This window comes from Streptomyces sp. NPDC045470 (assembly GCF_040646595.1).
Classification (GTDB): Bacteria; Actinomycetota; Actinomycetes; order Streptomycetales; family Streptomycetaceae; genus Streptomyces.
The window spans coordinates 76545-102875 of the sequence record NZ_JBEZAN010000008.1 but is presented as its reverse complement, the minus strand read 5'-3'; the positions used below and the strand labels follow the sequence as shown (position 1 = coordinate 102875).

20 protein-coding genes and 2 pseudogenes are annotated in these 26331 nt (G+C 72.7%); 5 read left to right on the top strand and 17 right to left on the bottom strand.

Features of this window, described 5'->3' with window-relative positions; all coding sequences use genetic code 11:
- Positions 1-4 precede the first annotated feature (4 nt).
- On the bottom strand, positions 5-1450 hold the full coding sequence (gene lysA / locus AB0A97_RS22975; RefSeq protein WP_361152920.1) for a diaminopimelate decarboxylase: 1446 nt from the start codon (positions 1448-1450) through the stop codon (positions 5-7).
- Between the two features lie 19 nt (positions 1451-1469).
- Positions 1470-1787: an SAV_915 family protein gene (locus AB0A97_RS22970; RefSeq protein ID WP_361152917.1), complete on the bottom strand. Its 318-nt coding sequence runs from the start codon at positions 1785-1787 to the stop codon at positions 1470-1472.
- A 375-nt stretch (positions 1788-2162) separates the two neighbouring features.
- Between AB0A97_RS22970 and AB0A97_RS22965 the strand changes: the two genes are divergently transcribed.
- Positions 2163-2990: a MerR family transcriptional regulator gene (locus AB0A97_RS22965; RefSeq protein WP_361152915.1), complete on the top strand. Its 828-nt coding sequence runs from the start codon at positions 2163-2165 to the stop codon at positions 2988-2990.
- Between the two features lie 391 nt (positions 2991-3381).
- On the opposite strand, the pseudogene AB0A97_RS22960 reads toward AB0A97_RS22965, so the two are convergent.
- Together AB0A97_RS22960 and AB0A97_RS22955 are read right to left on the bottom strand one after the other, a co-directional pair.
- Positions 3382-4278, bottom strand: a pseudogene (locus AB0A97_RS22960) (LysR family transcriptional regulator); the annotation flags it as partial.
- A gap of 283 nt (positions 4279-4561) precedes the next feature.
- Positions 4562-6094, bottom strand: coding sequence for an MFS transporter (locus AB0A97_RS22955; protein ID WP_361152913.1), 1533 nt, complete (start codon positions 6092-6094; stop codon positions 4562-4564).
- Between the two features lie 124 nt (positions 6095-6218).
- Here AB0A97_RS22955 and AB0A97_RS22950 point away from each other — a divergent pair, with 124 nt between their 5' ends.
- On the top strand, positions 6219-7274 hold the full coding sequence (locus AB0A97_RS22950) for an Lrp/AsnC family transcriptional regulator (protein ID WP_361152910.1): 1056 nt from the start codon (positions 6219-6221) through the stop codon (positions 7272-7274).
- A 36-nt stretch (positions 7275-7310) separates the two neighbouring features.
- Entirely contained in the window at positions 7311-7994 is a 684-nt protein-coding gene (locus AB0A97_RS22945) for a rhomboid-like protein (protein ID WP_361152908.1), read from the top strand.
- Here the strand turns inward: AB0A97_RS22945 and AB0A97_RS22940 are convergent.
- The 10 genes and pseudogenes from AB0A97_RS22940 to AB0A97_RS22895 all read right to left on the bottom strand — a co-directional run bounded on the left by AB0A97_RS22940 (position 7888) and on the right by AB0A97_RS22895 (position 19698).
- Positions 7888-8616, bottom strand: coding sequence for a hypothetical protein (locus AB0A97_RS22940; protein ID WP_361152906.1), 729 nt, complete (start codon positions 8614-8616; stop codon positions 7888-7890). The genes AB0A97_RS22945 and AB0A97_RS22940 overlap by 107 nt on opposite strands.
- 337 nt (positions 8617-8953) lie before the next feature.
- Positions 8954-9799, bottom strand: coding sequence for an HAD family hydrolase (locus AB0A97_RS22935; protein WP_361152904.1), 846 nt, complete (start codon positions 9797-9799; stop codon positions 8954-8956).
- Positions 9796-11085, bottom strand: a complete 1290-nt coding sequence (serS, locus tag AB0A97_RS22930) for a serine--tRNA ligase (protein WP_361152902.1) — start codon at positions 11083-11085, stop codon at positions 9796-9798. The genes AB0A97_RS22935 and serS overlap by 4 nt, the downstream gene beginning before the upstream one ends.
- A gap of 770 nt (positions 11086-11855) precedes the next feature.
- Positions 11856-12782 (bottom strand): prephenate dehydratase, encoded by a 927-nt coding sequence (gene pheA, locus AB0A97_RS22925; RefSeq protein WP_361152899.1) that lies wholly within the window; start codon positions 12780-12782, stop codon positions 11856-11858.
- Between the two features lie 164 nt (positions 12783-12946).
- The gene (gene efeB, locus AB0A97_RS22920; RefSeq protein ID WP_361152896.1) at positions 12947-14302 is read right to left on the bottom strand and encodes an iron uptake transporter deferrochelatase/peroxidase subunit; all 1356 of its coding nucleotides are present in this window, start codon (positions 14300-14302) and stop codon (positions 12947-12949) included.
- The gene (locus tag AB0A97_RS22915; protein WP_361152894.1) at positions 14302-16476 is read right to left on the bottom strand and encodes a copper resistance protein CopC; all 2175 of its coding nucleotides are present in this window, start codon (positions 16474-16476) and stop codon (positions 14302-14304) included. The genes efeB and AB0A97_RS22915 overlap by 1 nt, the downstream gene beginning before the upstream one ends.
- A 199-nt stretch (positions 16477-16675) precedes the next feature.
- Positions 16676-17116: pseudogene (locus AB0A97_RS22910) on the bottom strand (copper chaperone PCu(A)C); the annotation flags it as partial.
- Entirely contained in the window at positions 17113-17763 is a 651-nt protein-coding gene (locus AB0A97_RS22905) for an SCO family protein (protein WP_361152892.1), read from the bottom strand. The pseudogene AB0A97_RS22910 and the gene AB0A97_RS22905, both read right to left, overlap by 4 nt.
- Before the next feature lie 80 nt (positions 17764-17843).
- Entirely contained in the window at positions 17844-18659 is an 816-nt protein-coding gene (locus AB0A97_RS22900) for a YcnI family protein (protein ID WP_361152889.1), read from the bottom strand.
- Between the two features lie 193 nt (positions 18660-18852).
- Positions 18853-19698 (bottom strand): hypothetical protein, encoded by an 846-nt coding sequence (locus AB0A97_RS22895; RefSeq protein WP_361152886.1) that lies wholly within the window; start codon positions 19696-19698, stop codon positions 18853-18855.
- 303 nt (positions 19699-20001) lie between these two features.
- On the opposite strand from AB0A97_RS22895, the gene AB0A97_RS22890 reads away from it, so the two are divergent.
- A complete protein-coding gene (locus tag AB0A97_RS22890) occupies positions 20002-20493 on the top strand; it encodes an ATP-binding protein (RefSeq protein ID WP_361152884.1) in 492 nt (163 codons plus the stop codon).
- 43 nt (positions 20494-20536) lie between these two features.
- On the opposite strand, the gene AB0A97_RS22885 is transcribed toward AB0A97_RS22890, so the two are convergent.
- Complete coding sequence (locus tag AB0A97_RS22885; RefSeq protein ID WP_361152881.1) at positions 20537-20908, bottom strand: hypothetical protein; 372 nt, start codon at positions 20906-20908, stop codon at positions 20537-20539.
- A gap of 1045 nt (positions 20909-21953) precedes the next feature.
- Here AB0A97_RS22885 and AB0A97_RS22880 point away from each other — a divergent pair.
- Positions 21954-22625, top strand: a complete 672-nt coding sequence (locus AB0A97_RS22880) for a TetR/AcrR family transcriptional regulator (protein WP_361152879.1) — start codon at positions 21954-21956, stop codon at positions 22623-22625.
- Positions 22626-22703: 78 nt separating this feature from the next.
- Here AB0A97_RS22880 and AB0A97_RS22875 read toward each other — a convergent pair whose 3' ends face one another.
- Both AB0A97_RS22875 and AB0A97_RS22870 read right to left on the bottom strand, forming a co-directional pair.
- The gene (locus AB0A97_RS22875; RefSeq protein WP_361152877.1) at positions 22704-24176 is read right to left on the bottom strand and encodes an aminopeptidase P family protein; all 1473 of its coding nucleotides are present in this window, start codon (positions 24174-24176) and stop codon (positions 22704-22706) included.
- 125 nt (positions 24177-24301) lie between these two features.
- Positions 24302-26062 carry a PP2C family protein-serine/threonine phosphatase gene (locus AB0A97_RS22870; RefSeq protein ID WP_361152875.1) on the bottom strand — a complete coding sequence of 587 codons (1761 nt, stop codon included), beginning with the start codon at positions 26060-26062 and terminating at the stop codon, positions 24302-24304.
- Positions 26063-26331: the final 269 nt, after the last annotated feature.

Below are 26331 nucleotides of genomic sequence, written 5' to 3'. Positions count from 1 at the left end.
GCCGTCACAGACCGATGTCGCGCCCCTGGATGTCCGCCAAGGACTCGCGCCGTACGAGGACACGCGCGTGCCCGTCCGCGACGGCGACCACCGGCGGGCGGCCGACGAGGTTGTACCCCGAGGCCATGGAGAGGTGGTACGCGCCCGCCACCGGCACGGCGATCAGGTCCCCCGGCCGCACGTCCCCGGGCAGCGGTACACCGGCGGCGAGTACGTCGCCCGCCTCGCAGTGCCGTCCCACCACGCTCACCGGCACCGGCGCGGCGGAGGACCGCCGACCGACCAGCCGGGGCGCGTACCGCACCCCGTACAGCGCGGGCCGCGGGTTGTCGCTCATCCCGCCGTCGACGGCGACGAAGGTGTGCTCACCGGTCCGCTTGACGGACAGCACCCGGTAGAGGGCGACGCCCGACGGACCCGCGATGGCGCGGCCCGGCTCGACGGTCAGCCGAGGCACCGGCAGCCCGGCCGCCGCGCAGCCGCCGGCCAGCTCCGCCCGCACCTTGGCGCCGAGCGCCGCGATGTCCATGCTGTCCTCGCCGGGCCGGTAGGCGACGCCGTGGCCGCCCCCTATGTCCAGTTGCGGCAGCGTGACGCCGTGCTGCTCGTGGATACGCGCCAGCAGCCCGACCAGCCGCCGTACGGCCGACAGGTACGGCTTCACGGTGGTGATCTGCGAACCCAGGTGGCAGTGCAGGCCGACGAGCTGGAGCCGCGGCTGGCCCAGGATGCGGGTGATGGCGTGCTGCGCCGAACCGTCGGCCAGGGAGAGACCGAACTTCTGGTCGTCGGTACCCGTACGGATCTTGGCGTGGCCGCCGGCGGCGATGCCCGGAACCACCCGTACGAGGACCTGCTGCCGGGTGCCGGCGGGCACCGCGGCGGCGAGCCGGGCGATCTCGGAGGTGCTGTCGATGACGATCCGGCCGACCCCGAGGCGCAGCGCGGTGCGCAGGTCCTCGGGGCTCTTGGCGTTGCCGTGCAGCACGATCCGGCCGGGCGGGAAGCCGGTGGTGACGGCGAGTTCCAGTTCGCCCGCGGAGCAGACGTCCAGGCCCAGGCCCTCCTCCCGTACCCAGTGGGCCATGGCGCGGCACAGGAATGCCTTGGCCGCGTACAGGACGTCGGCGTCGGGGAAGGCGCGCAGGTAGGCGCGGCAGCGGGCGCGTACCTCGGCCTCGTCCAGGACGTACGTGGGGGTGCCGAAGCGCGCGGCGAGTTCGGTGAGGGGGACGCCGCCGACGGTGAGGTCGGCGTCGGGGAGTTCGGCCGTGGAGGCGGGCCATACGCCGAGGTCGGTGGGGTCGGTGGGGGTGGTGGGGGTGGTGTGGGTGGTGGAGTCTGTGGGGCGGACGCGAGCCGCGGGATCAGTGGGATCGGCGGGGTGGGGGCGAGGCGGGTCGGTCCGCTCTCCCGCGGGGGGCTGCGGTGTCGTGGTCGTCACGGTCATGGTGGTCGTACGCCCCTTCTCAGACGGCCCGCAGCAGCGGTGTACGGGGAGTACCGGGGGCGAGGCGGGGGTCCACGGTCAGGACGGCCGCGCCGAGCGGTTCGGCGAGGGCGCGCAGCGCGGGCTCGGCGAGCCGGATCCACGGCTGGTCGCTGCCGAGCGCGGCGGCGAGCCGCTGCGCGGAGGTGAAACCGACGGCGGTACGGCCGCCGAGCGGAGTGCGGAACAGGCGGGCCGTACAGCCCGCGGGGCCCGGCCGGACGGGGACGAACAGCAGTCCGGCCGGGATGGGTTCGGCGGGTTCGGGATCTTCCGCGTACAGGTGTTGCTGGGGCACGGCGTCGCTCCTCGTGCGGCAATGGCCCCGGACCGGTGGGAAGAGAAGTGCCGGGGCTCCTCCTCGACGCTATGCCCGTACCGGCCTGCGCACGGCGGCGTACTGACGCATCATTGACGGCCCGTGGACGCCCCTTGACGGAATGCTGGTGCCCCGGCGCATGCCCCGGTGCACGGAAACAACGTGCGCCCCGGCGCGGGCCCGTGCATACGCCTCGGCATATGCCGAAACACGGCATGTCGCCGTCCGCCGTCCACGAGGATCGCCTCGTCCGCCGTCCGCCGTCCGCCGTCCGCCGTCCGCCGTCCGCCGTCCGCCGATCCTCGGCCCGCCCCTTGACCTTCACACCGTGGCAAGCCCTGCACTGGGAGTCTCATGTTCACCATCGGAGAGTTCGCGGGCCACGGCCGTGTGTCGGCCCGGATGCTGCGCCACTACGACGCCATCGGGCTGCTGCGTCCGGCCCGCACGGACCCGGTCACCGGCTACCGCTACTACGAGGCCGGGCAGCTCGCCCGCCTCAACCGCATCATCGCCCTCAAGGACCTCGGCTTCAGCCTCCAGCAGGTGACGGCCATCCTGGACGAACAGGTCAGCGCGGCGGAACTGCGCGGCATGCTGCGGCTGCGCCGGGCCGAGCTGACGGCGGCGGTCACGGCGACCGGCGCCCGGCTGGCCCGGGTCGAGGCACGGCTGCGGACGATCGAGAGCGAAGGGCGAATGGCCGCCGACGAGGTGGTGGTCAAGCGGGTCGAAGCGGTACGGGTCGCCCAACTGACGGGTATCGCGGCGAGCTTCGGGCCCGAGGACATCGGTCCGGTCGTCGGGCCGCTGTACGACGAGCTGTTCCGGCGGCTGGCCACCGCGGGCGTCGAGCCGGCGGGCCCGGGCATCGCGCACTACGCGGACGCGCCCGGCGGCGGGGACCGCATCACGGTGCATGCGGCGGTCGTGGTCGCGGCCGCTCCGCAGCCCTCCCACGACTTCGCGATCGTGGACCTGCCGCCGCTCGCGCAGGCCGCCACGGTGGTGCACCGCGGGCCCATGGAGCGGGTGCTGCCCACGGCCCAGGTGCTGGCCCGCTGGCTCGACGACAGCCCCTACCGGTCCGCCGGGTATCCGCGGGAACTGACGCTGGAGTGTCCGGAGAACCGGGAGGACTGGGTGACCGAGTTGCAGGAGCCGATCACCGTGGAGCAGTGAGCCGAGGGCGGTCGGAAGGGCGGACGGCACGTTGCCGGGGCGGCCGGGGCCGTTGGGCCCGCCGGGGCCGCTGAGGCTACCGGAGTCGTTGGGGTCGTTGGGGTCCTCAGGCCGGTGCCCGGGCCGGTCCCACATCGTGCCCCTCGGGTGCGCCGGCGCACGTAGGGGCGCACGTCGGCACATCTGCTTCGACGTCCGAGAGCCGTCGTGCGCGGGGCCTTGCGCCCGGACCGGCAGCCGTGCCCGCCACCGCGCCCGGACCTGCCGCCGCAACGGGACGTGCCGCTGTGCCTGCCGCCGCACCAGGGACTGCACCAGGGACTGCACCTGTGCCCGCCACCGCATCCGAACCCGCTGCCCTGCCCGCCGCACCCTTCCCGAGCGACTTGTTCACCGTCTCGGCGAACTCCACCGCCACCGGGCTCAGCGCCGCCCACTGCCGTACCGCCCAGCCGGCCGCCAACGGGGGCAGCCCCGGGATCGGGATCAGCCGCAGCGACGGGTGCCCGGCGCCCCGCCAGCCCGGCAGGTCCGGTACCACCGCGTGCCCGACGCCCAGCTCCGCCAGCAGGATCGCGGTGTCCCAGTCGGCCACACTGGTGGAACTGGCGGGCGCGGCGGCGGGCCCAGGACCGGAATCCGGCTGTCGCAGGTGGCCGTCGAGCCGCATCCGCGAGACGGAGTTCTCCGGCAGCCGGATGTGCCGGATGCCGGACAGGCCGCCGGCCAGCTCGGCCGGCTCGATGTGGTCGCGCCCGGCGAGCGGGTCGTCGGACCGTACGGCGAGGACCCACGGCAGCTCCAGCACCGGGTGCTGCTCGATACCGCGTACCGGCGGGCCGATGGTGATCCAGGCCAGTTCGGCGGTGCCGTCGGCCACCGCCTCGAAGCAGCGGCGGCCGGAGTTCTCGGTCTGGAACTCCAGGTCGACGTGCGGGTGGCGGGCCCGGAAGGTGACCACCGCCGCCGACATGAAGTGCCGTACGGTCGTGGCTCCCGTGGTGATCCTCAGGGTGCCGCCGTCGCCTAGGCGCAGGTCGGCCAGGCGGCGCAGGGCCAGGTCCAGTTCCGCGAGCGAGCCGGTCGCGGCGCGGCACAGGATGCGGCCCGCCTGGGTGGGGGCCACGCCGCGCGGCCGCCGCTCCAACAGGGCGATGCCCGCCTCGCGTTCGAGCCGTTTGACGCGCTGGCTGACCGCCGACTGCGTACAGCCCAGGTCACGGGCGACGGCGCTGAGGCTGCGCGCCTCGCAGACGGCGACGAAGGCGCGGAGGTCGTCGAGAGTCACCAACCCAAGGTATCGCTGGGGCAATTGAAAGGAAACCCGAGGATTGACTTGGGTGTGCGGGCGGGACGAGGATCGGAGCAGGGCCCAGGGCGGCCACCCGGAACCGGCTACGGCGCCGTACGGTTCCGGGGGCCGACCCGCCATGGGCCGGCCCCCGGGGGGGGGAAGGGCGCCGGCGTACGTTCACGCCGTACGCCTACGGTCACGCCGTACACCTGAGGACTCGCCCTTACGCGTGCGGCCTCACCAGTACGTCCTCGGCCTCATCCGTACGCCTACGGCCTCACCCTCGGTCGGCGCCGACGGGCACGTCACCGGCCCGGCCCGCCGTACCCGGCACCACCGCGTCCGGCGTCGCCGTACCCGGCACCGCGTCCGGCTTCGCCGTACCCCGCCCCGCCGTGCCCGCGGCAGCCGGAGCCTTCTGCTCCGCCTCCGGGCGGCGTACGACGGCCAGGACCAGCAGGCCCGCCGCCACCGCCACCACGCCCGCGACCAGGGACACCCGGCTCAGGCCGTGCACGTACGCGGTACCGGGGGCGGCGTGCGCGCCCGCGGACCGCAGGCCCTGCGTGAAGACCGTGCCGAGGATCGCGATGCCGAGCGCGTAGCCGAGCTGGCGGAAGGTGTTCACCGCGCCGCTGGCCATGCCGGCCCGCTGGGGCGGAGCCGCGCCGAGTGCCGCCGAGACCAGCACCGGCATCGACATGCCGATGCCGAGGCCGCTGACGAGCAGGCCCGGGACGAGGACCGCCCAGCCGGAGGCGTCGGTCAGCAGCAGGACGTGCAGCAGCGGGCCGGCGCCGATCAGCAGGAGACCGATGCCGATCGGCAGCCGCGGCGCCAGCCGGTGCAGGAACCGGCCGCCGAACATGCCCACGGCCATCGACGCCACCGCCATCGGCAGTACCGCGACACCGCCCATCACCGGGCTCAGGCCCAGGATGTTCTGCACCCACAGACCCACGTACGTCAGGTACGGGAACGCCGCGGCCTGGAGGAGCAGCGCGGCCGCCATCAGTACGGCGAAGGCCGGACGGCGCATCAGCTTCAGGTCCAGCAGCGGCTGCCGCGCGCGCCGCTCCACGGCGACGAAGGCGACCAGCGACAGCAGGGCCACCGCAAGGGCCAGCAGGGTGCCGGACTCCGTCCAGCCCTCCTCGCCGCCGCGCATCAGCCCGTACGTCAGTGCGCCCGCGCACAGCGTGAACGCGCCGGCGCCCGGCCAGTCGATGCGCGCCGTACGGTCGCCGTGCGACTCCTGGACCGACCGCAGGGTGATCCAGACCGCCACCGCCGTCAGCGGCAGGTTGACCAGGAAGATCGCCCGCCAGTCGATGTACTGGGTCAGCACCCCGCCCAGCACCGGACCGACCGCCGCCGCGGCGCCGCTCGTACCGCCCCAGATGCCGAAGGCCACCCCGCGGTCACGGCCCTGGTACGCGGCCATCAGCAGCGGTGTGTTGGTGGCGAACATGGCCGCCGCGCCCACGCCCTGCACCGCGCGCGCGGCGATCAGCACGCCTTCGTCGGGCGCCAGCCCGCAGGCGAGCGACGCCAGCGCGAAGAGTCCGAGGCCCGCCAGGTACAGCTTGCGGCGCCCGAGCAGGTCGGCCGCCGAACCGGCCACCATCAGCAGCGCGGCCAGCGCCAGCGCGTAGATGTCCATCACCCACTGCAGCGAGGTGAAGGAGGCGTCCAGACCGTCGGCGATCCGCGGCAGCGCGGTGTTCACGATCGTGACGTCGACGAGCAACATGAAGTTGCCCAGGGTGATGGCGACCAGGGGCCACCATTTGCTCCGCCCGTTGTGCATCAAGAACCTCTGAGATGGATCGGTGTTCCGTGTCGTGTGTTCCGTCCAGAGTCCGGTCCGGCCCCCGCACCTCCCAACCACGCGGTCCCGTGCGGCGCGATCCGACACGAGTTAGCCTTTCCTGGTGAAAACCGACGGCTTCGACAGACTGGACCGGAGTCTGGTCCACGCCCTCCAGCTCGACGGCCGGGCCCCCTTCAGCCGCATCGCCGAGGTGCTCGGCGTCTCCGACCAGACCGTCGCCCGCCGCTACAGCCGGCTGCGCGGCGCGGGCATGATCAAGGTCATGGGGCTCACCGACCCGGCCGCCCTGGGCGAGATCGAGTGGATCGTACGGGTCCAGTGCACGCCCGACGCGGCCGTCGCCGTCGCCGAGGCGCTCGCCCGGCGGCCCGACACGTCCTGGGTGAGTCTGATGTCCGGCGGCACCGAGATCAGCGTCACCTGCCGCTCCGCGAGCAGCCGGGACAGCGACGCGCTCCTCCTGCAGAAGCTGCCGCGGACACCGAGCGTGGTCGGTGTCACCGCGCACTGCATGGTGCACGAGTTCTTCGGCGGTCCGCTCGGGCTGGTCAACAAGTCCGGCGCGCTGACCGAGGAGCAGGCCGCACAGCTACGTCACCCGGCGTCCGCGGCGGCCGACGCGCGGGCCGCCGACCCGCCCGGGCAGGCGGCACCCGTCACACTCACCGACGCCGACCGGCGCCTCCTGGCCGCCCTCGCCGAGGACGGGCGGGCCGCCCTTGGCGAGTTGGCCGCGGCCACCGGCTGGTCCCAGACCACCGTCCGCCGCCGCCTGTCCGAACTGCGCGCCGACGGCATCCTCTACTACGACGTGGACTACGACGCCCGGCACTTCGGGCTCGGCGTCATGGTCTCCCTCTGGCTCTCCGTCGCCCCCAGCGAACTCGCCGCCACCGGCACGGCGCTGGCCCAGCACCCCGAGGTGGCCTTCGCCTGCGCCACCACCGGGCCGCACAACCTGTTCGCGACGGTTCTGTGCCCGGACGTGCGCGCCCTCTACACGTACCTGACCACCCGGATCGCGACGCTGCCCGCCGTACGGAACATGGAGACGGCCCCACTGATCCGCCGCCTCAAGGGCCCCGGACCGCACGGGTACGGGCGGGTCCGCTCCGGCCCGGTCACCTCCTCGCTGTCACCGGCCCGGGCGCGGTGAGGCCGGTGCCCGCATGATGAGGTCGGTGCATGCGCGATGAGGCCGGTGTTCCCGCCCTCGCCCGTCGACGGGGTGGCCGCCTGGGTACGGTCCGCACCCGGCACCCACATCTGGCTGCTGATCATCGGCGTGACGAGCCTCGTGATCGCCGGTGCCAGCGAGGGCTTGGAGCACTTCCTCCTCCACCGCACCAGCAGCAACATCCACGAACTGAACGGGCATCCCCTCTCCTCCCTCCTCATCAGCGGCTTCTGGATCGAGAACCCGTCCTCCTTCGTGCTCTACGCGGTCCTCTTCGAGCTGGTGCATGCCAACGTCGAACGCTGGCTGGGCACCTGGCGCTGGCTGCTGACCGTCGGCGCCGCCCACGTCACCGCCACCCTCGCCAGCCAGGAACTGGTCCTGCTCGCCATCGAAGGCCACCGGCTGCCCCGTTCCATGTCGCATGTCGTCGACATCGGTGTGTCCTACGGCCTGGCAGCGGCAGCCGGCCTGCTCACCTACCGGCTGCCGCCGCCGTGGCGCTACCTCTACCTGGCGGCCGTCGTCGGCTTCTTCGGCATCCCGCTCCTGTCAGGCGCCACGTTCACCGACATCGGACACGCCATCGCGCTCATCCTTGGTCTCGCCGCTTGGGCCTTGACCCCGGATGCCGGTGCGGGCGGGGCAGCGGACGGGGGCCGTAACGCAACTCCCGTACGTCCTCCGCCAGACCGCTGAGCCGCTCACTCATCGCGCACACCACATGGTTGGTGGCGTCCAGCCGCCGGTCCAGCCGGTCCAGCCGCCCGGAGATCCGGCCGATCACCGGACCCAGGTCCCGTAGGGCCGGGCCGATGTCGGCGAGCGACGACTCGACGTTCGTGAGCCGGTGGTCGAGCGACTCGACCGTCGGCGCGGGCCGGGCCTGCCGGGGCCTTTCGACCTGTTCCCGCGCGTCCTCCTCGACGTCGAGGAGGTACGTACGGACCGCCCGCGCGACCTCGCTGTCGCGGAGGAGCATGGCGATGTTGAGGAGGGTGCGGCGGGTGTAGAGGGTGAGGTGGGCGCGGCCCTGTGGATAACCTCCGCTTGAAAGGGACAAGTTGTCCCTTTCAAAGAGCTGCAGGTCAGAGCCTCGCAGCACCTGCAACCCGTTGCAGGTGAGTTCCGTACGGTGTCGTTGGGTGAGCTTCTTGACGACCTCCCTGTGTACAACGAAGTAGGCCGCGACCCCCTCTGTCGTCGCGTGCACCCCGTCCGGCAGCAAGGCGAGTGCCTTGACCTTGTCGAGGACTTCGGTGCGGTCCATCACACTGGCGCGCATGGCCCGCGACTCCAGCAGTACAGCTTCAGATGGCATGTACATGCCCTCCACTCAAACCGGAAGCGGTTTGAAAGAGACAAGCTGACTCTTTCAACTGAACGCCCGTATCCAGGGCCAGGAGCGGAGGCTGCTCACGGATGCCACTACCTCTATGTCCGGTTCCCCGTCGTACGGCTGCACCGCTTCACGACCGTCACCGGCAAACCCCAGCACTTCACGAACCCTCGACGCCTCGAACTCCAGTTGCCTCCACGCACAGGGGAAAACGAGTCGATAAACGTACAGTTACCCCGTCCCGGGCATGACTTCGTGCGTACGTTCCGAAAAGAAGACCGACCCGGCCGCCGGGGCCGGGCCGGAGGACGCCTCGGGTTCAGGCGCCGTACAGCCGTTCCAACACGACCGCGATCCCGTCCTCCTCGTTGGACGCCGTCATCTCGTCCGCGACGGCCTTGAGCTCGTCGTGGGCGTTGGCCATGGCGACGCCGTGCCGGGCCCAGCCGAACATCGGGATGTCGTTGGGCATGTCGCCGAAGGCGATGGTGTCCGCGGCCTTCACGCCCAGGCGGCGGGCGGCCAGGGAGAGGCCGGTGGCCTTGGAGAGGCCGAGGGGGAGGAGTTCGACGACGCCCTCGCCGGCCATCATCACGCCGACCAGGTCGCCGGCGACCTCGCGCGCCGCGCGGGCCAGTTCGTCGTCGCCGAGGGTCGGGTGCTGAATGTAGATCTTGTTGATGGGTGCTGCCCACAGGTCGCCGGGATCGTGGACCAGCAGGTTCGGCAGCGGGCCTTCCTGGATGCGGTAGCCGGGGGTGACCAGCACCTCGCCCTCCAGGCCGTCCCGGCTCGCGGCCAGGAACAGCGGGCCGACCTCCGCCTCGATCTTGGACACGGCCAGCCCGGCGAGCTGCCGGTCCAGGGTGACGGAGGTCAGCAGCCGGTGTTCGCCGGCGTGATAGACCTGCGCGCCCTGCCCGCACACCGCTATGCCGTCGTAGTCCAGCGCATCGAGGATGTGCCGGGTCCACGGCACCGCGCGGCCCGTGACGACGATGTGCGCGGCCCCCGCCGCCGTGGCCGTGGCCAGGGCGGCGCGGGTGCGCTCGGAGATCGTGTCGTCGTGCCGCAGCAGCGTCCCGTCGAGGTCGGTCGCGACGAGCTTGTACGGCAGCGGGCGGGCCTGGTCGGCCCGGCGCGCGGGCTCGGGGGCGGTGGTCACCGGTCGACGGGCTCCAGGATCTCCCGGCCGCCCAGGTAGGGGCGCAGCATCTCGGGTACGCGCACGGAGCCGTCCGCCTGCTGGTGGTTCTCGAAGATCGCCACGATGGTGCGGGGCACCGCGCAGAGCGTGCCGTTGAGCGTGGCGAGCGGCTTGACCTGCTGCTTGCCGTCCTTGTTCGTACGCATCCGGACCGACAGGCGGCGGGCCTGGAACTCGTCGCAGTTCGAGGCGCTGGTCAGCTCGCGGTACTTGCCCTGGGTGGGGATCCACGCCTCGCAGTCGTACTTGCGCGAGGCCGAGGCGCCCAGGTCACCGGTGGCCACGTCGATCACCTGGAACGGCAGCTCCAGGCCGGTCAGCCACTGCTTCTCCCAGTCCAGCAGGCGCTGGTGCTCGGCCTGCGCGTCCTCCGGGTCGACGTACGAGAACATCTCGACCTTGTCGAACTGGTGGACGCGGAAGATGCCGCGGGTGTCCTTGCCGTACGTACCGGCCTCGCGGCGGAAGCACGGCGAGAAGCCCGCGTAGCGCACCGGCAGCTTGTCCGCGTCGAGGATCTCGTCCATGTGGTACGCGGCGAGCGGGACCTCGGAGGTGCCGACGAGGTAGAAGTCGTCCTTCTCCAGGTGGTACACGTTCTCCGCGGCCTGGCCGAGGAATCCGGTGCCCTCCATGGCGTGCGGGCGCACCAGGGCCGGGGTGAGCATCGGCGTGAAGCCGGCCTCGGTGGCCTGCGCGATGGCGGCGTTGACCAGCGCCAGCTCCAGGAGCGCGCCGATGCCGGTCAGGTAGTAGAAGCGCGAGCCGGAGACCTTGGCGCCGCGCTCGACGTCGATCGCGGCCAGCGCCTGACCGATCTCCAGGTGGTCCTTGGGCTCGAAGCCCTCGGCGGCGAAGTCGCGGATCGTGCCGTGCGTCTCCAGGACCGTGAAGTCCTCCTCGCCGCCGACGGGCACGTCGGGGTGGACGATGTTGCCCAGCTTCAGCAGGAGGGACTGGGTCTCCTCCTTGGCCTGGTCCTGCTCGGCGTCGGCGGCCTTGACGGCGGCGGACAGCTCCCCGGCCTTCTTCAGCAGCGCGGCCTTCTCGTCGCCGGCGGCCTTGGGGATGAGCTTGCCGAGCGACTTCTGTTCGGCGCGCAGCTCGTCGAAGCGGACGCTGGAGGTCCTGCGCCGTTCGTCGGCGGAGAGCAGTGCGTCGACGAGTGCGACGTCCTCTCCACGGGCGCGCTGGGACGCGCGCACACGGTCGGGGTCCTCACGGAGCAGGCGAAGGTCAATCACCCCACCAGGCTACCGGGGCACGGGGCGGACCTTCGACGCCATATTCCCCGCGTGGCGCTTTGTCCGGTTTGTTGATGTTTAGTGTGTTTGGCTATTCCGGGCGGTACGGCCCGGTAAGGCGGTCTGGTGGGGGTGCATAAGGGGCGCATAAGGGGCGCGCGGGAAGTGGGCCCGGTGCGGGCGGATGTGCGGGAAGTGCGGACGGGGGTCGTGCGGGCGTGCGGAAAGTGGCGGGAAATAGCGGTGGAAGAATCTTGCGCCGGCGTCGGTGCGGGGGTAGTCGCTCCGTGCGCGCCGACCGGCTTCCCTTGCGTGCGGGAGGAGTTGGCGGGCGGGTCGGAACGGCGGGCGACGAGGGTTGTACCCAGGGTTGTCCACAGGGGTGAGAGGGTGCGGAATCTTATCCACAGGCTGTGTGTGGAATCTGTGGAAGTCGGAAGAGCGTGTTCCGTTTCAAGAATGCGTTGCCATGGATTCATCGAAGAAACCCCCAGTGGACGCTCTTTCGTGTGGGATTTCCTCGCCCTAAAGGATTGTTCGCGTAATTTGTGCTGACGCGGGCCGGGGTGCGGCGCTGTGGAAGGTCCTGGGGGTCGGTAGAGCAACATGTCGACTCGGACCGTGTCGCAGGGTCCACCGTGTCGACTTATCCCCAGGTCGAGAACGGGCCCTGTGGATAACTTTGTGGACAACCCCAAGACCCCAGACCAGGCCCCCGGCGGGCCCCTCCGGAACGTCGTCCGGCCGCTTTGCCGCCCGCCGCGGACGTCTCAGGCGCGTCCGTCGAGGCAACGCGTCAGCCAGTCCGCCGCGTCCGTGAACGCCGCGTCGACCGTGTCCGGCCGTACGTTCGGCCGCACCTGGTCGGCGCGCGGGTACGACCCGAGGAAGCGCACCTCACGGCAGACCCGCTTGAGCGCCATCAGCACCTCGCCGACCCGGCGGTCCGTGAGGTGCCCCTCGCAGTCGACGGAGAAGCAGTACTGGCCGATGCCCTCGCCGGTCGGCCGCGACTCGATGCGCATCATGCTGACGCCGCGGGCCGCGTACTCCTGGAGCAGTTCCAGCAGGGCGCCGGGGTGGTTCTCGCGCAGCCACAGCACGACCGAGGTCTTGTCGGCGCCGGTGCGCGCCGCCGGCCGGGCCGGGCGGCCGACCAGCACGAAGCGGGTGGCGGCGTTCTGCGCGTCGTGGATCTCGGTGACCAGCGGTTCGAGGCCGTACGTCGCCGCCGCGAACTCGCCCGCGAACGCGCCGTCGTACCGGCCCTCCTGGACCAGCCGCGCACCGTCCGCGTTGGAGGCCGCCGACTCCCACACCGCCTCCGGCAGGTGCTCCGCGAGCCACTTGCGCACCTGCGGCTGGGCCACCGGGTGCCCGGTGACCGTCTTGACGTCCGCGAGGGCGGTGCCGGGCCGGACGAGCAGGGCGAACGCGATCGGCAGCAGCACCTCGCGGTAGATCATCAGCGGTTCGCCTGCGGCCAGTTCGTCCAGGGTGGTGGTCACTCCGCCCTCGACCGAGTTCTCGATCGGCACCAGCGCGGCCGCGGCCTCGCCGGCCCGTACCGCGTCCAGCGCGGCCGGTACGGACACCATCGGGACCAGCTCGCGGGTGGCGGCCTCCGGCAGCGTCCGCAGGGCCGCCTCCGTGAACGTTCCCTCGGGTCCCAGGTACGTATAGCGGCTGACCGACATGTCCCTCTGACTCCCTCACGCTCCGGTGGGGACCGACTCGCCGATCACCCGCTCGCCACGTTACCCGCCCGGCCGCCCGCCCCGGCCGGGAAGCCCGAATCGACTCACGGCCCCCGGAGCCGGCCCACAGCCTCACCGGGCCCGTGAGACACACGTTCCGACCATCACCCTTCCAGCAACGGCTGCCCCACGTACCCGCCTGCCACCGCGGCCGGCGGTACGGCGAACAGCCCGCTCGCCTCGTGCCGCAGGAACGGCGACAGCGCGTCCCCCCGGTCCAGCTTGCGCTGGATCGGGATGAAGGAGCGCAGCGGGTCGGCCTGCCAGCAGATGAACAGCAGACCGGCGTCCGGGGCGCCGTCGTCCCGGAACCCGTCGTGGAACGAGAAGGGCCGCCGCAGCATGGCCGCGCCCTGGTTGGACTCCGGCGCCGCGATGCGCGCGTGCGCGTCGGCCGGGACGACCGGCAGCCCGTCGGGGCCGTTCTTGTCCAGGTCCATCTTGGTGTGCTCGTCACCGCCGGTCAGCGGCGCGCCGTCGGCCTTGCGGCGGCCTATCACCTTCTCCTGCTTGGTCAGCGGCTGCTTCTCCCAGTCGTCCAGCAGCATCCGGATCCGGCGGACCACCGCGTACGAGCCGCCGCGCATCCAGGCGTACGGACCGCTGCCGGCGTCCCGGCCGACGAAGATCCGCTCCTCGAAGTCCGGCTCGGCGGGCTTGGGGTTGTTGGTGCCGTCGACCTGGCCCATCAGGTTGCGGGCGGTCATCGGGGCGGCGGTGGCCCCGGGCGTGCGGTTGAAGCCGTTCATCTGCCAGCGCAGCCGCGCGGTGCCCCCGGCCTCCTTCTGGAGGGCGCGCAGCGCGTGGAAGGCGACCAGCGCGTCGTCGGAGCCGATCTGGATCCAGAGGTCGCCGTTGCTGCGCCCGGCGTCCAGCACGTCCGAGGAGAAGTCCGGCAGCGGTTCGAGCTGGACGGGGCGGTGCGCGGTCAGCCCCGTACGGTCGAAGAAGGTGCGGCCGAAACCGAAGGTGACGGTGAGCGAGGAGGGGCCCGCGTCCAGCGCGACGCCGGTGTCCGCGGCCGGTGCGCGGCCGGCCATCAGCTCCTCGGCCGTACGCGACCAGCGGCGCAGCAGCGCGGCCGCCTCCTTGCGTCCGGCACCCGGGGCGAGGTCGAAGGCGACGAGGTGGCCGCGCGCCTGGAGGGGCGTGGTGATGCCCGCCTGGTGCTTGGCGCGCTCGTCGCGGAAGGCCACCGAGGCCGAGCCGACGCTGCTCAGGGCGGTGGGCGGGTCGTCCTGGGCGGCGGCGACGCCGATCGCGCCGCCCGCCGCACCGGCGACGAGGCCCGCCGCGCCCGCGGCGCCGACGGTGCCGAGCAGGCGACGGCGGGACAGTTCGAGGGTGTCGGTGGGCTCGGGCCCGGTAGCGGAGCCGGAAGCGGAATGGGGGCCGGTGCCGGAGCCGGTGCGGCCGTCGTGCCCGGAGGCGCCGCCGGAGGAAGAAGCGGTGGTCGTCATCAGTTGATCTTCACGTTCCTGGTCTCGGTCACCTGGTCGATGTCGGAGGTCCGTACGACCAGGGAGAGCTGCCACTGTCCGGGCACCGGCAACTGGACGTCACGCGCGCTCCAGTGTCCCTCGCTGACATGGTCGAGGGTGACCGGCAGCGGCCCGAGGTCCTTGTCCGGGAGGGTGAAGGAGACCTTCACCTCGGGGACGTCGACCGTCCGGCCGTCCGGGTCGGCGAGCCGCAGGTGCAGGGCGTTGCCGCTGCCGCTGCGGCCGGGGTCCAGGTCGACGCGCGCGGTGCCCTTGCCGCGCGGGCCGCCGGTGTCGAAGGGGATGTTCAGCACCTTCGGCTGGTTGGCGTCGGCCGACTGCCCGGCCCCGCCGGCCGCCTTCACCGCCGCCTCCGTACGTGCCGGTTCGGTGGAGGTGAGCACGGTCGTGACGGCCAGCACCACCACGGCGACCGTCGCCTCGGCCAGGACCGAGCGGCGCAGCCCGGAACGCTCGGGGTCGGCGTCACGGATGCGCTTCGTCCGCGCGGTGGCCAGCGCGGCGCGCTGGCGGGCGAGTTGGGCGGCGCGTTCCGGGTCGGCCTCGGCTTCGGCCGTGGAGCCGTCGGTGCCGGCCGGAGCGGTGGCCCCGTCGGGCGGACCGGTGGCCCCGCCGGGCGGTGCGGTCGCTCCTTCAGGTGCGGTCGCTCCTTCCGGCGCCGCCTCGTACCGCGCCGTTGTCGTTTCCGTACGTGCCGCCACGCTCTCCAGTACGGCGGCGGCCTCCGCCTCCGGCGCCGGGCCCTCGCCCAGCCGGGCCGTCCAGCGCCGCGAGAACCAGGCGAAGCCGACGAGAACGACGACCAGCACCGCCTTGGCCAGCAGCAGCTTCCCGTACGAGGTGTCGGTCAGCGCCTGCCACGTGCCGACCTGCCGCCACGACTGGTACACGCCGGTGGCGACCACCACCAGGACGGAACCGAACGCGAGCCGCGAGAAGCGGCGCACGGCGGAACGGGCCACGGACGGGCCACGGTAGAGGGAGACGAGCAGCGCCGTCAGGCCGCCGAGCCAGGTGGCGACGGCCAGCAGGTGCAGGACGTCGACGGGCATGGCGACGGCGGTCTGCAGGCCGGTCGAGGCGTGCTCGGCCATGGCCCAGGTCGCGGCCAGCCCTACGGCGACGATCGCGCCGCCGACCGAGAGCCCGAAGGTGAGGTCCTTGCGGCGCTTGGCGTCGCCGGCCAGGGCGTCCGGGGCGCCCGAGGCCGCTTCGTCCGCTCCCTCCGCGTCCGTACGCCCCTCGTCCTGCCCCGCACGCCCTTCGTCCTGCTGCGCGCGGGCGTACGCGCCGAAGAGGACGGCCACGAACAGGGCCGCGGCGGCGAGCAGCAGCAGCCGCGAGACCAGCGCGGCTCCCGGCTTGGTCTCCAGGACCTGGCGGAGGCCGCCGAGGTCGAAGACGTCGGCCAGGTCACCGGAGGTCGTGTACGGGGCGCGCAGCAGCAGCATCGCGATCGTCGCGGCGGTCAGCGCCGCCCAGCCGCGGGCGACCAGACGCTGCACGGACCGTACGCGCGCGGCGGCCGGGCGGCAGATCAGGACGAACGCCGCCCCGCCCACCAGGACGACGAAGCCCGCGTACGCGAGATAGCGGGCGATGCCGTACAGCGCGCCGACCACACCGCCGCCGGCCTCCTGCTGCGGCAGCGGTGCGCTCGTCTCGGAGGGCGCGCCCACCGAGAAGGTGAAGGCGCCGGAGACCGGGTGGCTGTCGGCGGAGACCGCCTGCCAGGCGACGGTGTACGTGCCGTCCGGGAGTCCCGGCGGCAGTCCGGCGCCGTACTTGACCGTCTCGCCGCTGCACAGGTCGCGCAGCTTGCCGCGGTCCACCCGCTTGCCCTGCGGGTCGAGGACCCGGACCGAGTCGTCGCTCATCGCGACTCCCTCGGAGAAGGTGAGGGTGACCTGTTCCGGTGCGCTCTGCACCACCGACCCCTGCGCGGGGGTGCTGCCGGTCAGCGCGGCGTGGGCGGAGGCCGGGGCGGCGCCCCCGAAGAGCGCGCCGAGCAGGGCCGCCGCGAGCACCAGGAGACGCAGCGCGGACGACCGGCGGGCGCGCGACGTGCCGGCCCGGCGTGCGCTCGGAGCGCGGGCGCCGGAGCCCGGTGCGCAGAGGACGGTGGTGGTCATGGCGAGGCGCCCCCTACTTCTCGGCGTGGTGCTGCGCGTGGTCGTCCGTCGATCCCCCGTGCTGCGAGCCGTCGTGCGCTGAGCCGCTGTCCTGCGAGCCGCCGTGTCCCGATCCGCCGTGCTGCGTCGGTCCGCCGTGCTGCGTCGACCCGTGGTCGGCGGCCCCCGCGTGGCCGGAGCCGCCCCCGGCCCCGCCGTTCTCCGGGACGTAGGTGGCGGACCGGACCGGCACCTCGACCTTGATCGCCTTGGCCGTGGCGAAGTGCAGCTCCACGTTGACCTTCTGGCCCTCGGCCGGCTTCTTCTTCAGCCCCATGAACATCAGGTGGTTGCCGCCGCGGGCGAGTTCGAGCTTGCCGTTCGCGGGGATGTCCAGGGACTTGACCTGTTCCATCTTGTTGTTCTTCGTGGTGTGGATGGTGACGTCGTCGCTCAGGTCGCTGGTGACGGAGGTGAGCTTGTCGGCCGTACCGCCGGAGTTCTCGATGACCATGAACGCGCCGGCCATGCTCTGGTCGACCGGCTGCGGCAGGTACGCCCCGGAGACCTTCAGCTCGGGGGCGCTGTCCCCGCCGCAGCCCGCGAGGGCGAATCCGGCGGTGAGGGCGAGTACGGCGGCGAGGGTGGTGCGGCGGTTCACGGGTTCTGTCCCTTGGTGATCTTCGGAAGTGCCTTGGAGTAGTGGTCGACGCCGGCGTCCTGCATCCCCATCCAGTGGATCTTGTCGTCCTTGGGGGAGCTGAGCAGGACCTGCGCTCCGTGGGTGGAGACCACGTCGCCGTTCTTCTTCTTGACGGGCTTCTCGATGCCGATGTTCACGCTGCGCGCGCCGGCCTGGATGGTGTCGAAGGAGCCGGTCAGGCCGATGAACTTCTTGTTGATGCCGCCGAGCCACTTCTTGAGCGCGGCGGGGGTGTCCCGTTCGGGATCCGAGGTGACGAAGACGACGCGCAGGTCGTCCTGTTCGGCCTGGGGCAGCTGCCGCATCGCGACGTCGATGTTGTTCATCGTCAGCGGGCAGACGTCCGGGCAGTGGGTGTAGCCGAAGTAGACCAGGGTCGGGTGGCCCTTGGTCTGCTCGATCAGGTCGTACTTCTTGCCCTCGGTGTCGGTCAGGACCAGGTCCGGCTTCTCCATGGGCCGGTCGAGTGTGACGATCGGCTCGGAGCGGGTGCCGCCGGAGACGCTGGCGGCGGGCTGGTCGCTGTCGCCGCCGCTGTCGCAGGCGGCCAGGGTCAGAGCCGAGATCAGCGCGATGCCGGCGGCGGTGAGGTTCCTCTTGCGCATGTACGTGTGTCCCGTTTTCAGGAAGAGTGTGCCGGCCCGGCGCCCGGGAGGACGGGCACCGGGGAAGGCACGGGGTCGGGTCAGGCGCCGCGGCGCCGGCCGGCGAGCACGCCGAACGCGACACCGATGATGCCGACGACGATGCCGGCGCCGCCCAGGACGCGCGCCGTGGTGTCGCTGCCGTCCGCGGCGGCCTGCTGAGCATCGCCCGCGTCGCCGCCGGTGTTCTTCGCGTCGGCCGTGCCGGAGCCGTGGCCGTCGCCGGACGCGGGGGTCAGTTCGAGCACCGGCGCCGGGTTCTCCGGCTCGGGGCCGCCCTCCTTGGTCGGCTCGATCCACCGTACGACCTCGTCGTTGTCGTACGTCTGGAGGGCCTTGAAGACCATCTTGTCGGCCTTGGGCAACTGCCCGACAGAGACCGGGAACTGCTGGAACTGGCCGGGCTCGATCTTGCTGCCGTCCGAGGTCCAGGTGATCTTCGATACGGCCTCGGTGAGCTTCTTGCCGTGCGTTTCGAGGGGCTTGTCGAGCTTGGACTTGGTGACGTCCACCTTCCAGCCCGGCACCGGCTGCGGCATGGCGGACGACAGCGGGTGGTCGGTCGGCAGGGTCACTTCGAGCTTCACGGTCGAGGCGTTGTCGCGCTCGTTGGGGACCTTGAAGTTGATCGTCGCGTAGCCGCCCTGCTCGGCCTGGCCGGGCTGCACGCTGACGTGTGCGAAGGCCGGGCCGGCGAGCAGCAGTACGCCGCCCGCGGCGAGGCCGCCCACGACGGGCAGCCGGCGGGCGAGCCGGCCGCGGCGGCCGGTGCCCGGCGCCGGTGCGGCGCCCTGTGACGGTGCGACGGGGGACGGTGCGACCGGGAACGGTGACGGTGCGGCGGTGGTCTCAGACATGGCGGGAATGCACTCCACAGGCAGGAGGGACGGGGAAGGAACGGCTGGCGCGCGTGCGGCGACGACGGCGCACGCCGCCTCCTCCCGTGCGCCGGAGCGCGCCCGGTGCTGCCGGAGCGTGCCCGGTCCTGCCGGGGCGTTCCGGTTCCGCCGGTCGTTCCGGCCCTGCTGCGGGGAGAGCGGTGTGTGGTCGTCAGGCCGCGAGGGCCAGGGCGGGCGGACCCCGCCTGACGACACTGTGCTGGAGCGCGAGTTCCTTCGGGCGGGCTTGGTCGTCCCCGTACGAAAAACGCGCCACGGGGCGTACATCCGCCGTCAGGAGCCCGGCGCACAGGGCGCGTACGAGCGCGAGCGCGCCGCGCAGCGCGCCCACCAGAGCTTCCGCCACCGCCGAAGCCTCCCGCGCCGCCGGTGCCGAGAGCCGTACCAGCCGCCACAGGGCCGCCTCGCCGCGGCGCAGCAGCCAGCCGGCGGCGAGCGCCGCGAGCAGGTGCGCCAGCAGCATCGGCAGCGAGGGCAGCAGCCCGTGCGCCGCCGTGGTGGCGGTGGCCGCCGGGTCCATGGCGTGCCCGGCGCCGCCGGCCGAAGCGGCAGGGCCGCCCGGGCCGACGACCGAGGTGTGCAGGATGCGGCGCGCTGCCGCGCCGTCCAGTTGCCCGGCGCCGAGGCCGCAGGTGATGTGCCGTGCGAGGGAGATGGCCGCCTGGTCGGAGAGTCCGCCGCCGGCCGGTGCCGTGGCGGCCGCCGGTACGGCGGCCATCCGGTGCTGCCCCAGCGCGAAAACGGTGTGCAGCGCGAGCTGGCCGACGGCCAGCGCCACAGCGATGCCGGGCAGCGAGCGTTCCCGCCCGGCCAGCGGTGCCGCGACGGCGAACACCGCCGCGCAGCCCACGCCCAGCGTCCACAGCGGGACGGCGGCGCAGGACCCGATCATGTGCCCGGCCGCGGACAGCGCGACGCAGACCGCGGTGAACACCGCGGCCCTCAGCAGCCGCAGGTCGGCGGCGGCGCGCGCTCCGGGGTCGGACGGGGCAGTCATGGCCGCGCCATCATCCCACTGCCCTTACGGCCCGCATACGGCAGGTCCGTCTCTCCGGCACCCGGCGGATCACGCCATTCCGGTCGGGGCGGGTCAGTACCGGGGGCGAGGGGCAGGGGGCGGCGCCGGAGCGCCGACGCGGTGCGCCGGCGCGTACGCGGGCGCACGGACGGCGCTTCTACACCGGCGGGTGTCGGGGGCGCATCCGCCGAATGAGCGGAGTCACGTCCGGAGCACGCTTACGGACCATGCGCCCCGGCAATACGTATCGGTATGTCGAGCCGCGACCAGGAGGCTGCAGCGATGAGCATCTGGTGGTCCCTGCATCTGCGGCGCGAGGCCGCGAGCGTGCCGCTCGCCCGGCGGCTCCTGCTGGGAACGATGGAGACGGCCGGGGTGGACCCGGATGTCTCGCACGACCTGTCCGTCGCCCTCTCCGAAGCGTGTGCGAACGCCGTCGAACACGGTGGCGACGCCGCTACGGAGGACTACCGGGTCACCGCCTTCATCAACGGCGACACCTGTCGTATCGAAGTCACCGACTCCGGCCCCGGATTCCGGGAGCGGACCCGCAGGCCCAAGCGCCCCGGGCGGAACGCACAGCCCGAACCCGCGCCGCCCCTTCCCATGGCAGCCCCCGCCCCGGCCCAGGCCGAGCACGGACGGGGGCTGTTTCTGATCGAGGCCCTGACCGACCACGTCCGCTACCGCAACCGCACCGGGCGGCGCGGCGCGGTGGTCAGCTTCGACAAGATCCTCAAGTGGAAGGAGGAGGTACCGCTGATGGCGTCGTGAACGGGACCGGGTGCTCCACGACAGACCGGTCAGCGGGCCCGGGTCACTGTTTCCAGTACTTCGCCACCACTTGCGCGTACGCCACCCGGTGGTCGAGCCCCTCACCCGGGTCACGGAAGCGACCGCGCGCGGACCCGGTCATGACCACCCGGCCGATGAGCCCGCCCGGCCGCTTCCAGGCCGTACGCAAGGGGAAACCGACCTCGTCGGCGGGCATGTCGGAGAGTGTCGGACCGATCAGGTAGATCAGGACGAGCGGCAGCATCACCAGCCACAGGAGCAGGGACGGCACAGTTCCCTCCCGCCCGCGCAGCACCTCCCCGTCGGGCAGGTGGATCTCGTACAGGGGCCGCCGCAGCTTCCTGCGTGGTGACAGGCGCAGCTCGGCCAGGTGCTCGTGATCCGGAGCGAGCACGGCGAGGTGACCGTCGCGCTTCCTCCGGACGACGATGGCGAGTGGCCCGGCACCGGCCGGGTCGGCGGCGAGGGTGAAGCGCGGTTCGCACCCCTCGGGAAGGGGACGGCCGCCGGGGCGCCACGCCGCACGTGGACGGGGGCAGCGCCTTGCGGGCGCAGTTCGTAGCGCTCGGCTTTGCGGTGGCGGGTGAAGGTGAGCGTCATGGAGTGTTCCGTCTCGTCGGGTCGGATTCCCTGACCGAACACCGCGCGCACGTCACCGGCCGCCGGCGCCTCCGGATCGTCGTCCTCGTGTGTCGCGGGGCGGACGACCAAGGATTCACCGATCTGGCGCAGAATACGCGTGTACCGCGGCAGGTCGTCGAAGCACGGTGTCGTGAGAGCGGGCACCAGCAGCCAGCCGTGCACCGGAGCGGGCACGTACAGCTCGATGTGGGCGAAGTCCAGCGTCGGCAGAATGCCCGTGCCGTCCGTCTCGGTGCAGGGACAGCACGGCGGGGCCGCACGGCAGGTCCACCCGGTCGACGCTGCGGTGCTCCTCGAAGGCGAGGCCCTCCTGGATGGAGTGCACAACCGCCCGACACGCTATCGCCGGGTGGATGTCCGCTCACACGGGGGCGTTAGGTCTCTGCGGCGCCGAGCCAGCAGCGGATGCGCGTAGCGGGACACGCTCAGGGGGCAACGTTCCGGGACTCTGTGGACCAGTGAGGACGATCGAGCGCGGTTCTCCGTTGCGCAGGGCTTTCGCGGTGGAGTCACCTGCCATCCCCCGCACGGAAGGTCCTGGTCCGGCGACCTGCCAAGGCAACGATGAGCCGGCATGCGGTTGCGCGACGTACCGACGTGCCGAAGAAGTATCCGCTGACCTGGGTTCTGCCGATGCCCCCCGGAGCCGGGTCGCGCGGTCCCGCAGGGGAAGGACGTCCCCCGCCGCGTCCCCGATTGCCGCGGGAACCACGCACACCCGACCTAACGCGAGACGACTCGCGTTAGCGTGTTTGGACGATACGTGGCCTGAACCCGCACTGCAATACGGAGCCGCCGTGAGCACAGCGCAGCACCCTCCCGGAGCGTCCCGGCCGGGGGGACGTACCGCGCGTACGAGACAAGCCGTACTGGACGCGGTCTTCGAAGAACTGGGCGAGGGCGGATACGCCGCGCTCACCATGGAGGGGGTGGCCCGGCGTTCCGGCGTCCACGTCGCGACGATCTACCGCCGCTGGCGCTCCGTCGAAGGGCTCGTCTGCGAGCTGATGGCCGACCTGAGTGGCGGGATTCCGCTCCCGGACACCGGCACCCTCCGTGGTGACCTGCGCGCACTGGCCCGTTCGATCGCCGCCTTCTACACGGAGCCGCGCTACTGCGGACTGCTGGAAGCGGTGGTGTCCGCCGCCGCGCGCCAACCCGAGGCCGCCGACGTGCTGCGGCAGTTCTTCGACCAGCGGCTGCGGCTGGCGGGCAGCATGGTGCCCCGTGCCGCGGCACGCGGCGAACTGCCCGACGGCACCGACCCGGACGAGGTCGTGGCCGCCCTGGGCGCGCCGTTCTACTACCGGCTGCTGATCGCCCGCAGGCCGGTCGACGCGCGGCTGGCCGACTGCGCCGCCGATGCCGCGTGGGCGGCGGCACGGGCCGGAGTCTTCGCGCCGGCGGATGCCGTACGGAACACAGAGGGCGCCGGACAGCACCCCGGAAACGCCGAAGGCGGCCGGTGACTCCCGGGGGAGTCACCGGCCGCCTTCCGACGGCGGTGGCGATCGCCTGCGGGGCCGGCCCCGGCTTCCGGCTCGCGGTCAGCCCTGCTGCCCGGTCAGCCCCGCCATCCACGCCTCGACCTCGTCCGCGCGGCGCGGCAGCGCGGCGGACAGGTTCCGGTTGCCGTCCTCGGTGACGAGGATGTCGTCCTCGATGCGGACGCCGATGCCGCGGTACTCCTCCGGGACGGTCAGGTCGTCCGCCTGGAAGTACAGACCGGGCTCGACGGTCAGCACCATGCCGGGCTCCAGCGCCCCGTCGACGTAGGTCTCCGTACGGGCGGCGGCGCAGTCGTGGACGTCCAGGCCGAGCATGTGGCCGGTGCCGTGCAGCGTCCAGCGACGCTGCAGCCCCAGCTCCAGCACCCGGTCGGCCGGGCCCTCGACCAGGCCCCACTCGACCAGCTTCTCGGCGAGCACGCGCTGCGCCGCGTCGTGGAAGTCGCGGAACGCGGCGCCCGGCTTGACCGCCGCGATGCCCGCCTCCTGGGCCTCGTACACGGCGTCGTAGATCTTGCGCTGGAAGTCGCTGTACGTGCCGTTGATCGGCAGCGTACGGGTGACGTCCGCGGTGTAGAGGCTGGTGGTCTCCACGCCCGCGTCCAGCAGCAGCAGGTCGCCGGAGCGCACCTGGCCGTTGTTGCGGACCCAGTGCAGCGTGGTGGCGTGCGGTCCGGCGGCGCAGATCGAGCCGTAACCGACGTCGTTGCCCTCGACACGGGCCCGCAGGAAGAACGTTCCTTCGATGTAGCGCTCGCTGGTCGCCTCGGCCTTGTCCAGGACCTTCACGACGTCCTCGAAGCCGCGCACGGTCGAGTCGACGGCCTTCTGCAGCTCGCCGATCTCGAAGGCGTCCTTCACCAGGCGCGCCTCGGAGAGGTACTCCCGCAGCTCTTCGTCGCGCTCGGCGGTGATCTGGCCGGCCAGGGCCTCCTCGATGCCGGCGTCGTGACCGCGCACCACCCGGACCGGGCCGCTCGCCGCGCGCAGCGCGTCGGGCAGCTCGCGTACGTCCGCGCAGTCCAGGCCGAGCAGCGCGGCGGCCTCGGTCAGGCTGTTGCGGCGGCCGACCCACAGCTCGCCCATGCCGTCCAGCCAGAACTCGCCGTTCCCGCGGTCGGAGCGGGGCAGCCGGTAGAGCGTCGCGTCGTGGCCCTCGCCGTCCGCGCGGGGCTCCAGGACCAGCACGCTGTCGTCCGTCTGGTCACCGGTGAGGTGCACGAACTCGGTCGCGGCGCGGAAGCCGTACTCGGTGTCGTTGGAGCGGGTCTTCAGGTTGCCCGCCGGGATCACCAGGCGCTCACCGGGGAAGCGGCGGGACAGCGCCGCGCGCCGCCGGGCCGCGTACGGAGCCTGCTCGACGGGTTCCAGGCCGCGCAGCTCGGTGTCGGCCCAGCCCGACTGCATGTTCTTCGCGAGCTCGTCCGATACGCCCGGGTAAAGGCCGTTCTTCCGCTGCTTGATCGGCTGCTCGTCCTCGCCCGGGGTCCCCGGCGTGAGCTCGTCCGTCACTATGCCTCCTTGTACGACTGCACCACATTCCATCGTAAGTGCGGAAAGAACGGGGTCCAGGGGTCGGAAGCGGTGAGCTGTCAGACACTCCGGGCGCGCGGCGGTCCGCCCGCGCGGCTCTGCCGTCACTCGAAGTACGCCGTGAGCAGCACCACGTCCTCCGGGGACTCCGGGGCGTCCAGCCCCTCCGGCAGCAGGGTGCGCAGCAGGTGGTCCGTCAGGGCCTCGGGGTCGTGGCGTACGGCCCGGGGGACGCCCGCGGCGGCGGCGTGCAGCCGGGCGAAGGCGCGGTCCATCGGCTCGCCGGTGCGGCGCAGCAGCCCGTCGCTGTACAGCAGAAGGGTTTCTCCTGGCACGGGGCGCAGCTCCACGCTCGGCGCCTCCCAGCACGCCAGCATGCCCAGCGGTGCGGACAGCGAGGTCTCCACGTACTCGGTACGGCGGTCACCGATGATCAACGGCGGGCAGTGCCCCGCCCCGGCCAGCACGATCCGGCGCCCGGCCGCGCCGCCCGGCACGGCGGGTGCGGGCGTACCCGGGCCGGGGCCCGGTCCGGCTCCCGTACCGGCCCCTGTTCCCGTACCGGCTCCCGTTCCCGTACCGGCTCCGGCCCCCGGTACGCCCGGCGGCGCCTCGGCGAACGCGAACAGGGCCGTCGCGCTGCGGGCCGGCTCGGTCAGCCGCAGCAGCAGTTCCAGGTCGGAGAGGACCGCGACCGGGTCCTCGCCCTCCATCACCGCGTATGCGCGGAGCGAGGCCCGCAGCCGCCCCATGGCGGCCACCGCGCCCGGGCCCGAGCCGGTGACGGAGCCGACCGCCAGGCCCAGCGCGCCGTCCGGCAGCGGCAGCGCGTCGTACCAGTCGCCGCCGCCGAGCGGCCCGGAGCTGTGCCGTACCGCGAGCCGTACACCGGGGACCCGGGGCAGCCTGCTGGGCAGCAGCTCGTCGCGCAGCGTGGCCACGGTCTGCCGCTGGCGGTGCAGTTCGAGGAGGCGGGCGAGGTGTTCGGTGGCGTACGCGAGGTAGCGGCCGACGAGGTGACGCTGCCGCTCGGCGGGTGCGGCGGGCTCGTCGTAGAGCCAGACCGCCGCGCCGAACCGGCCGACGGAGCCGGCCTCCAGCGGTACGGCGTAGCTGGCCGCGTATCCGAGGCGGGCGGCGACCTCCCGCAGCCGGGGGTCGAGGCCGGGCTCGCCGGGGATGTCCGGCTGGGCGATGTGGCCGCGCCCGCAGGCGACACAGCCGGAGCCGTCCGGGCCGGGGGCGGCTGGTCCGGGGCCGTCTGGTCCGGGGGTGTCCGGGCCGGGGCTGTCCGTGCGCCCGCTGCCCGCCACCGCGCCGCCTTGTAGGCCGTTCGGTCCGGAGCCGTCCGCACCGTGGCCGGCGGGTGCGCCGGCCGGGCACCCGTCAGTGGGCAGGCCGTCTTGCGTGAGCGGGCCGCATCGCGTTGCCAGTCCGTCGCGCGTGGCCGGGCCGTCTTGCGTGGTCAGCCCGTCCGTCACCGGCAGCCTGTCGAGGATCCGGCCGAAGGACTGCGCGCGGCGCGGCACGGTCTCGATGTGGCCGATGTCCGCCCGGCCGAGCCCGAGGCCGACGGTGGTGTCCGGCCCGAGGCCGTCGGACGGTTCGAGGACCACCAGCCCGCGCCGGGCGCCCACGAGGGAGGCGCCGGCGCGCAGCAGCTCCTGGAGGGCGGCGTCGAGCGTCCGCGTACGGGCCAGCTGCTCGGTGAGACCGTGCAGCGTGGTGAGGTCGGAGATCCACCCGGCGAGGCGGTCCTGTACGGCCGTGCGGCGGGACTCGGGCGGGGTGTCCGCCGGGGCTGATGCGGTTGCGGACTCGGCAGTGTGCGTGGGGGCGGGAAGTGCTGGTTCGATTCCAGCCACTTTCGGAACGTGCGGGGCGGTCATGGCCGACGGCTTACGTAGGACCGGGTGAAACCCCAGGTCAGGCCGCATGTTGAGGCGGGCTGCGGCGTTTTGTTGAGTGCTGTTGAGTAGTGTGTCGAACTGCTCAATTTCCTCAATAGCATCGCAAACCCCCATGTCATGCTGCTCCGCTATCAATGCCTCCACATGTACACGCCGCAGTGACACGATGTCCAGCATTGTCCCCATGGGGTTTGTGGTGTCCACGTGACGAGGAAGTTGGCCGG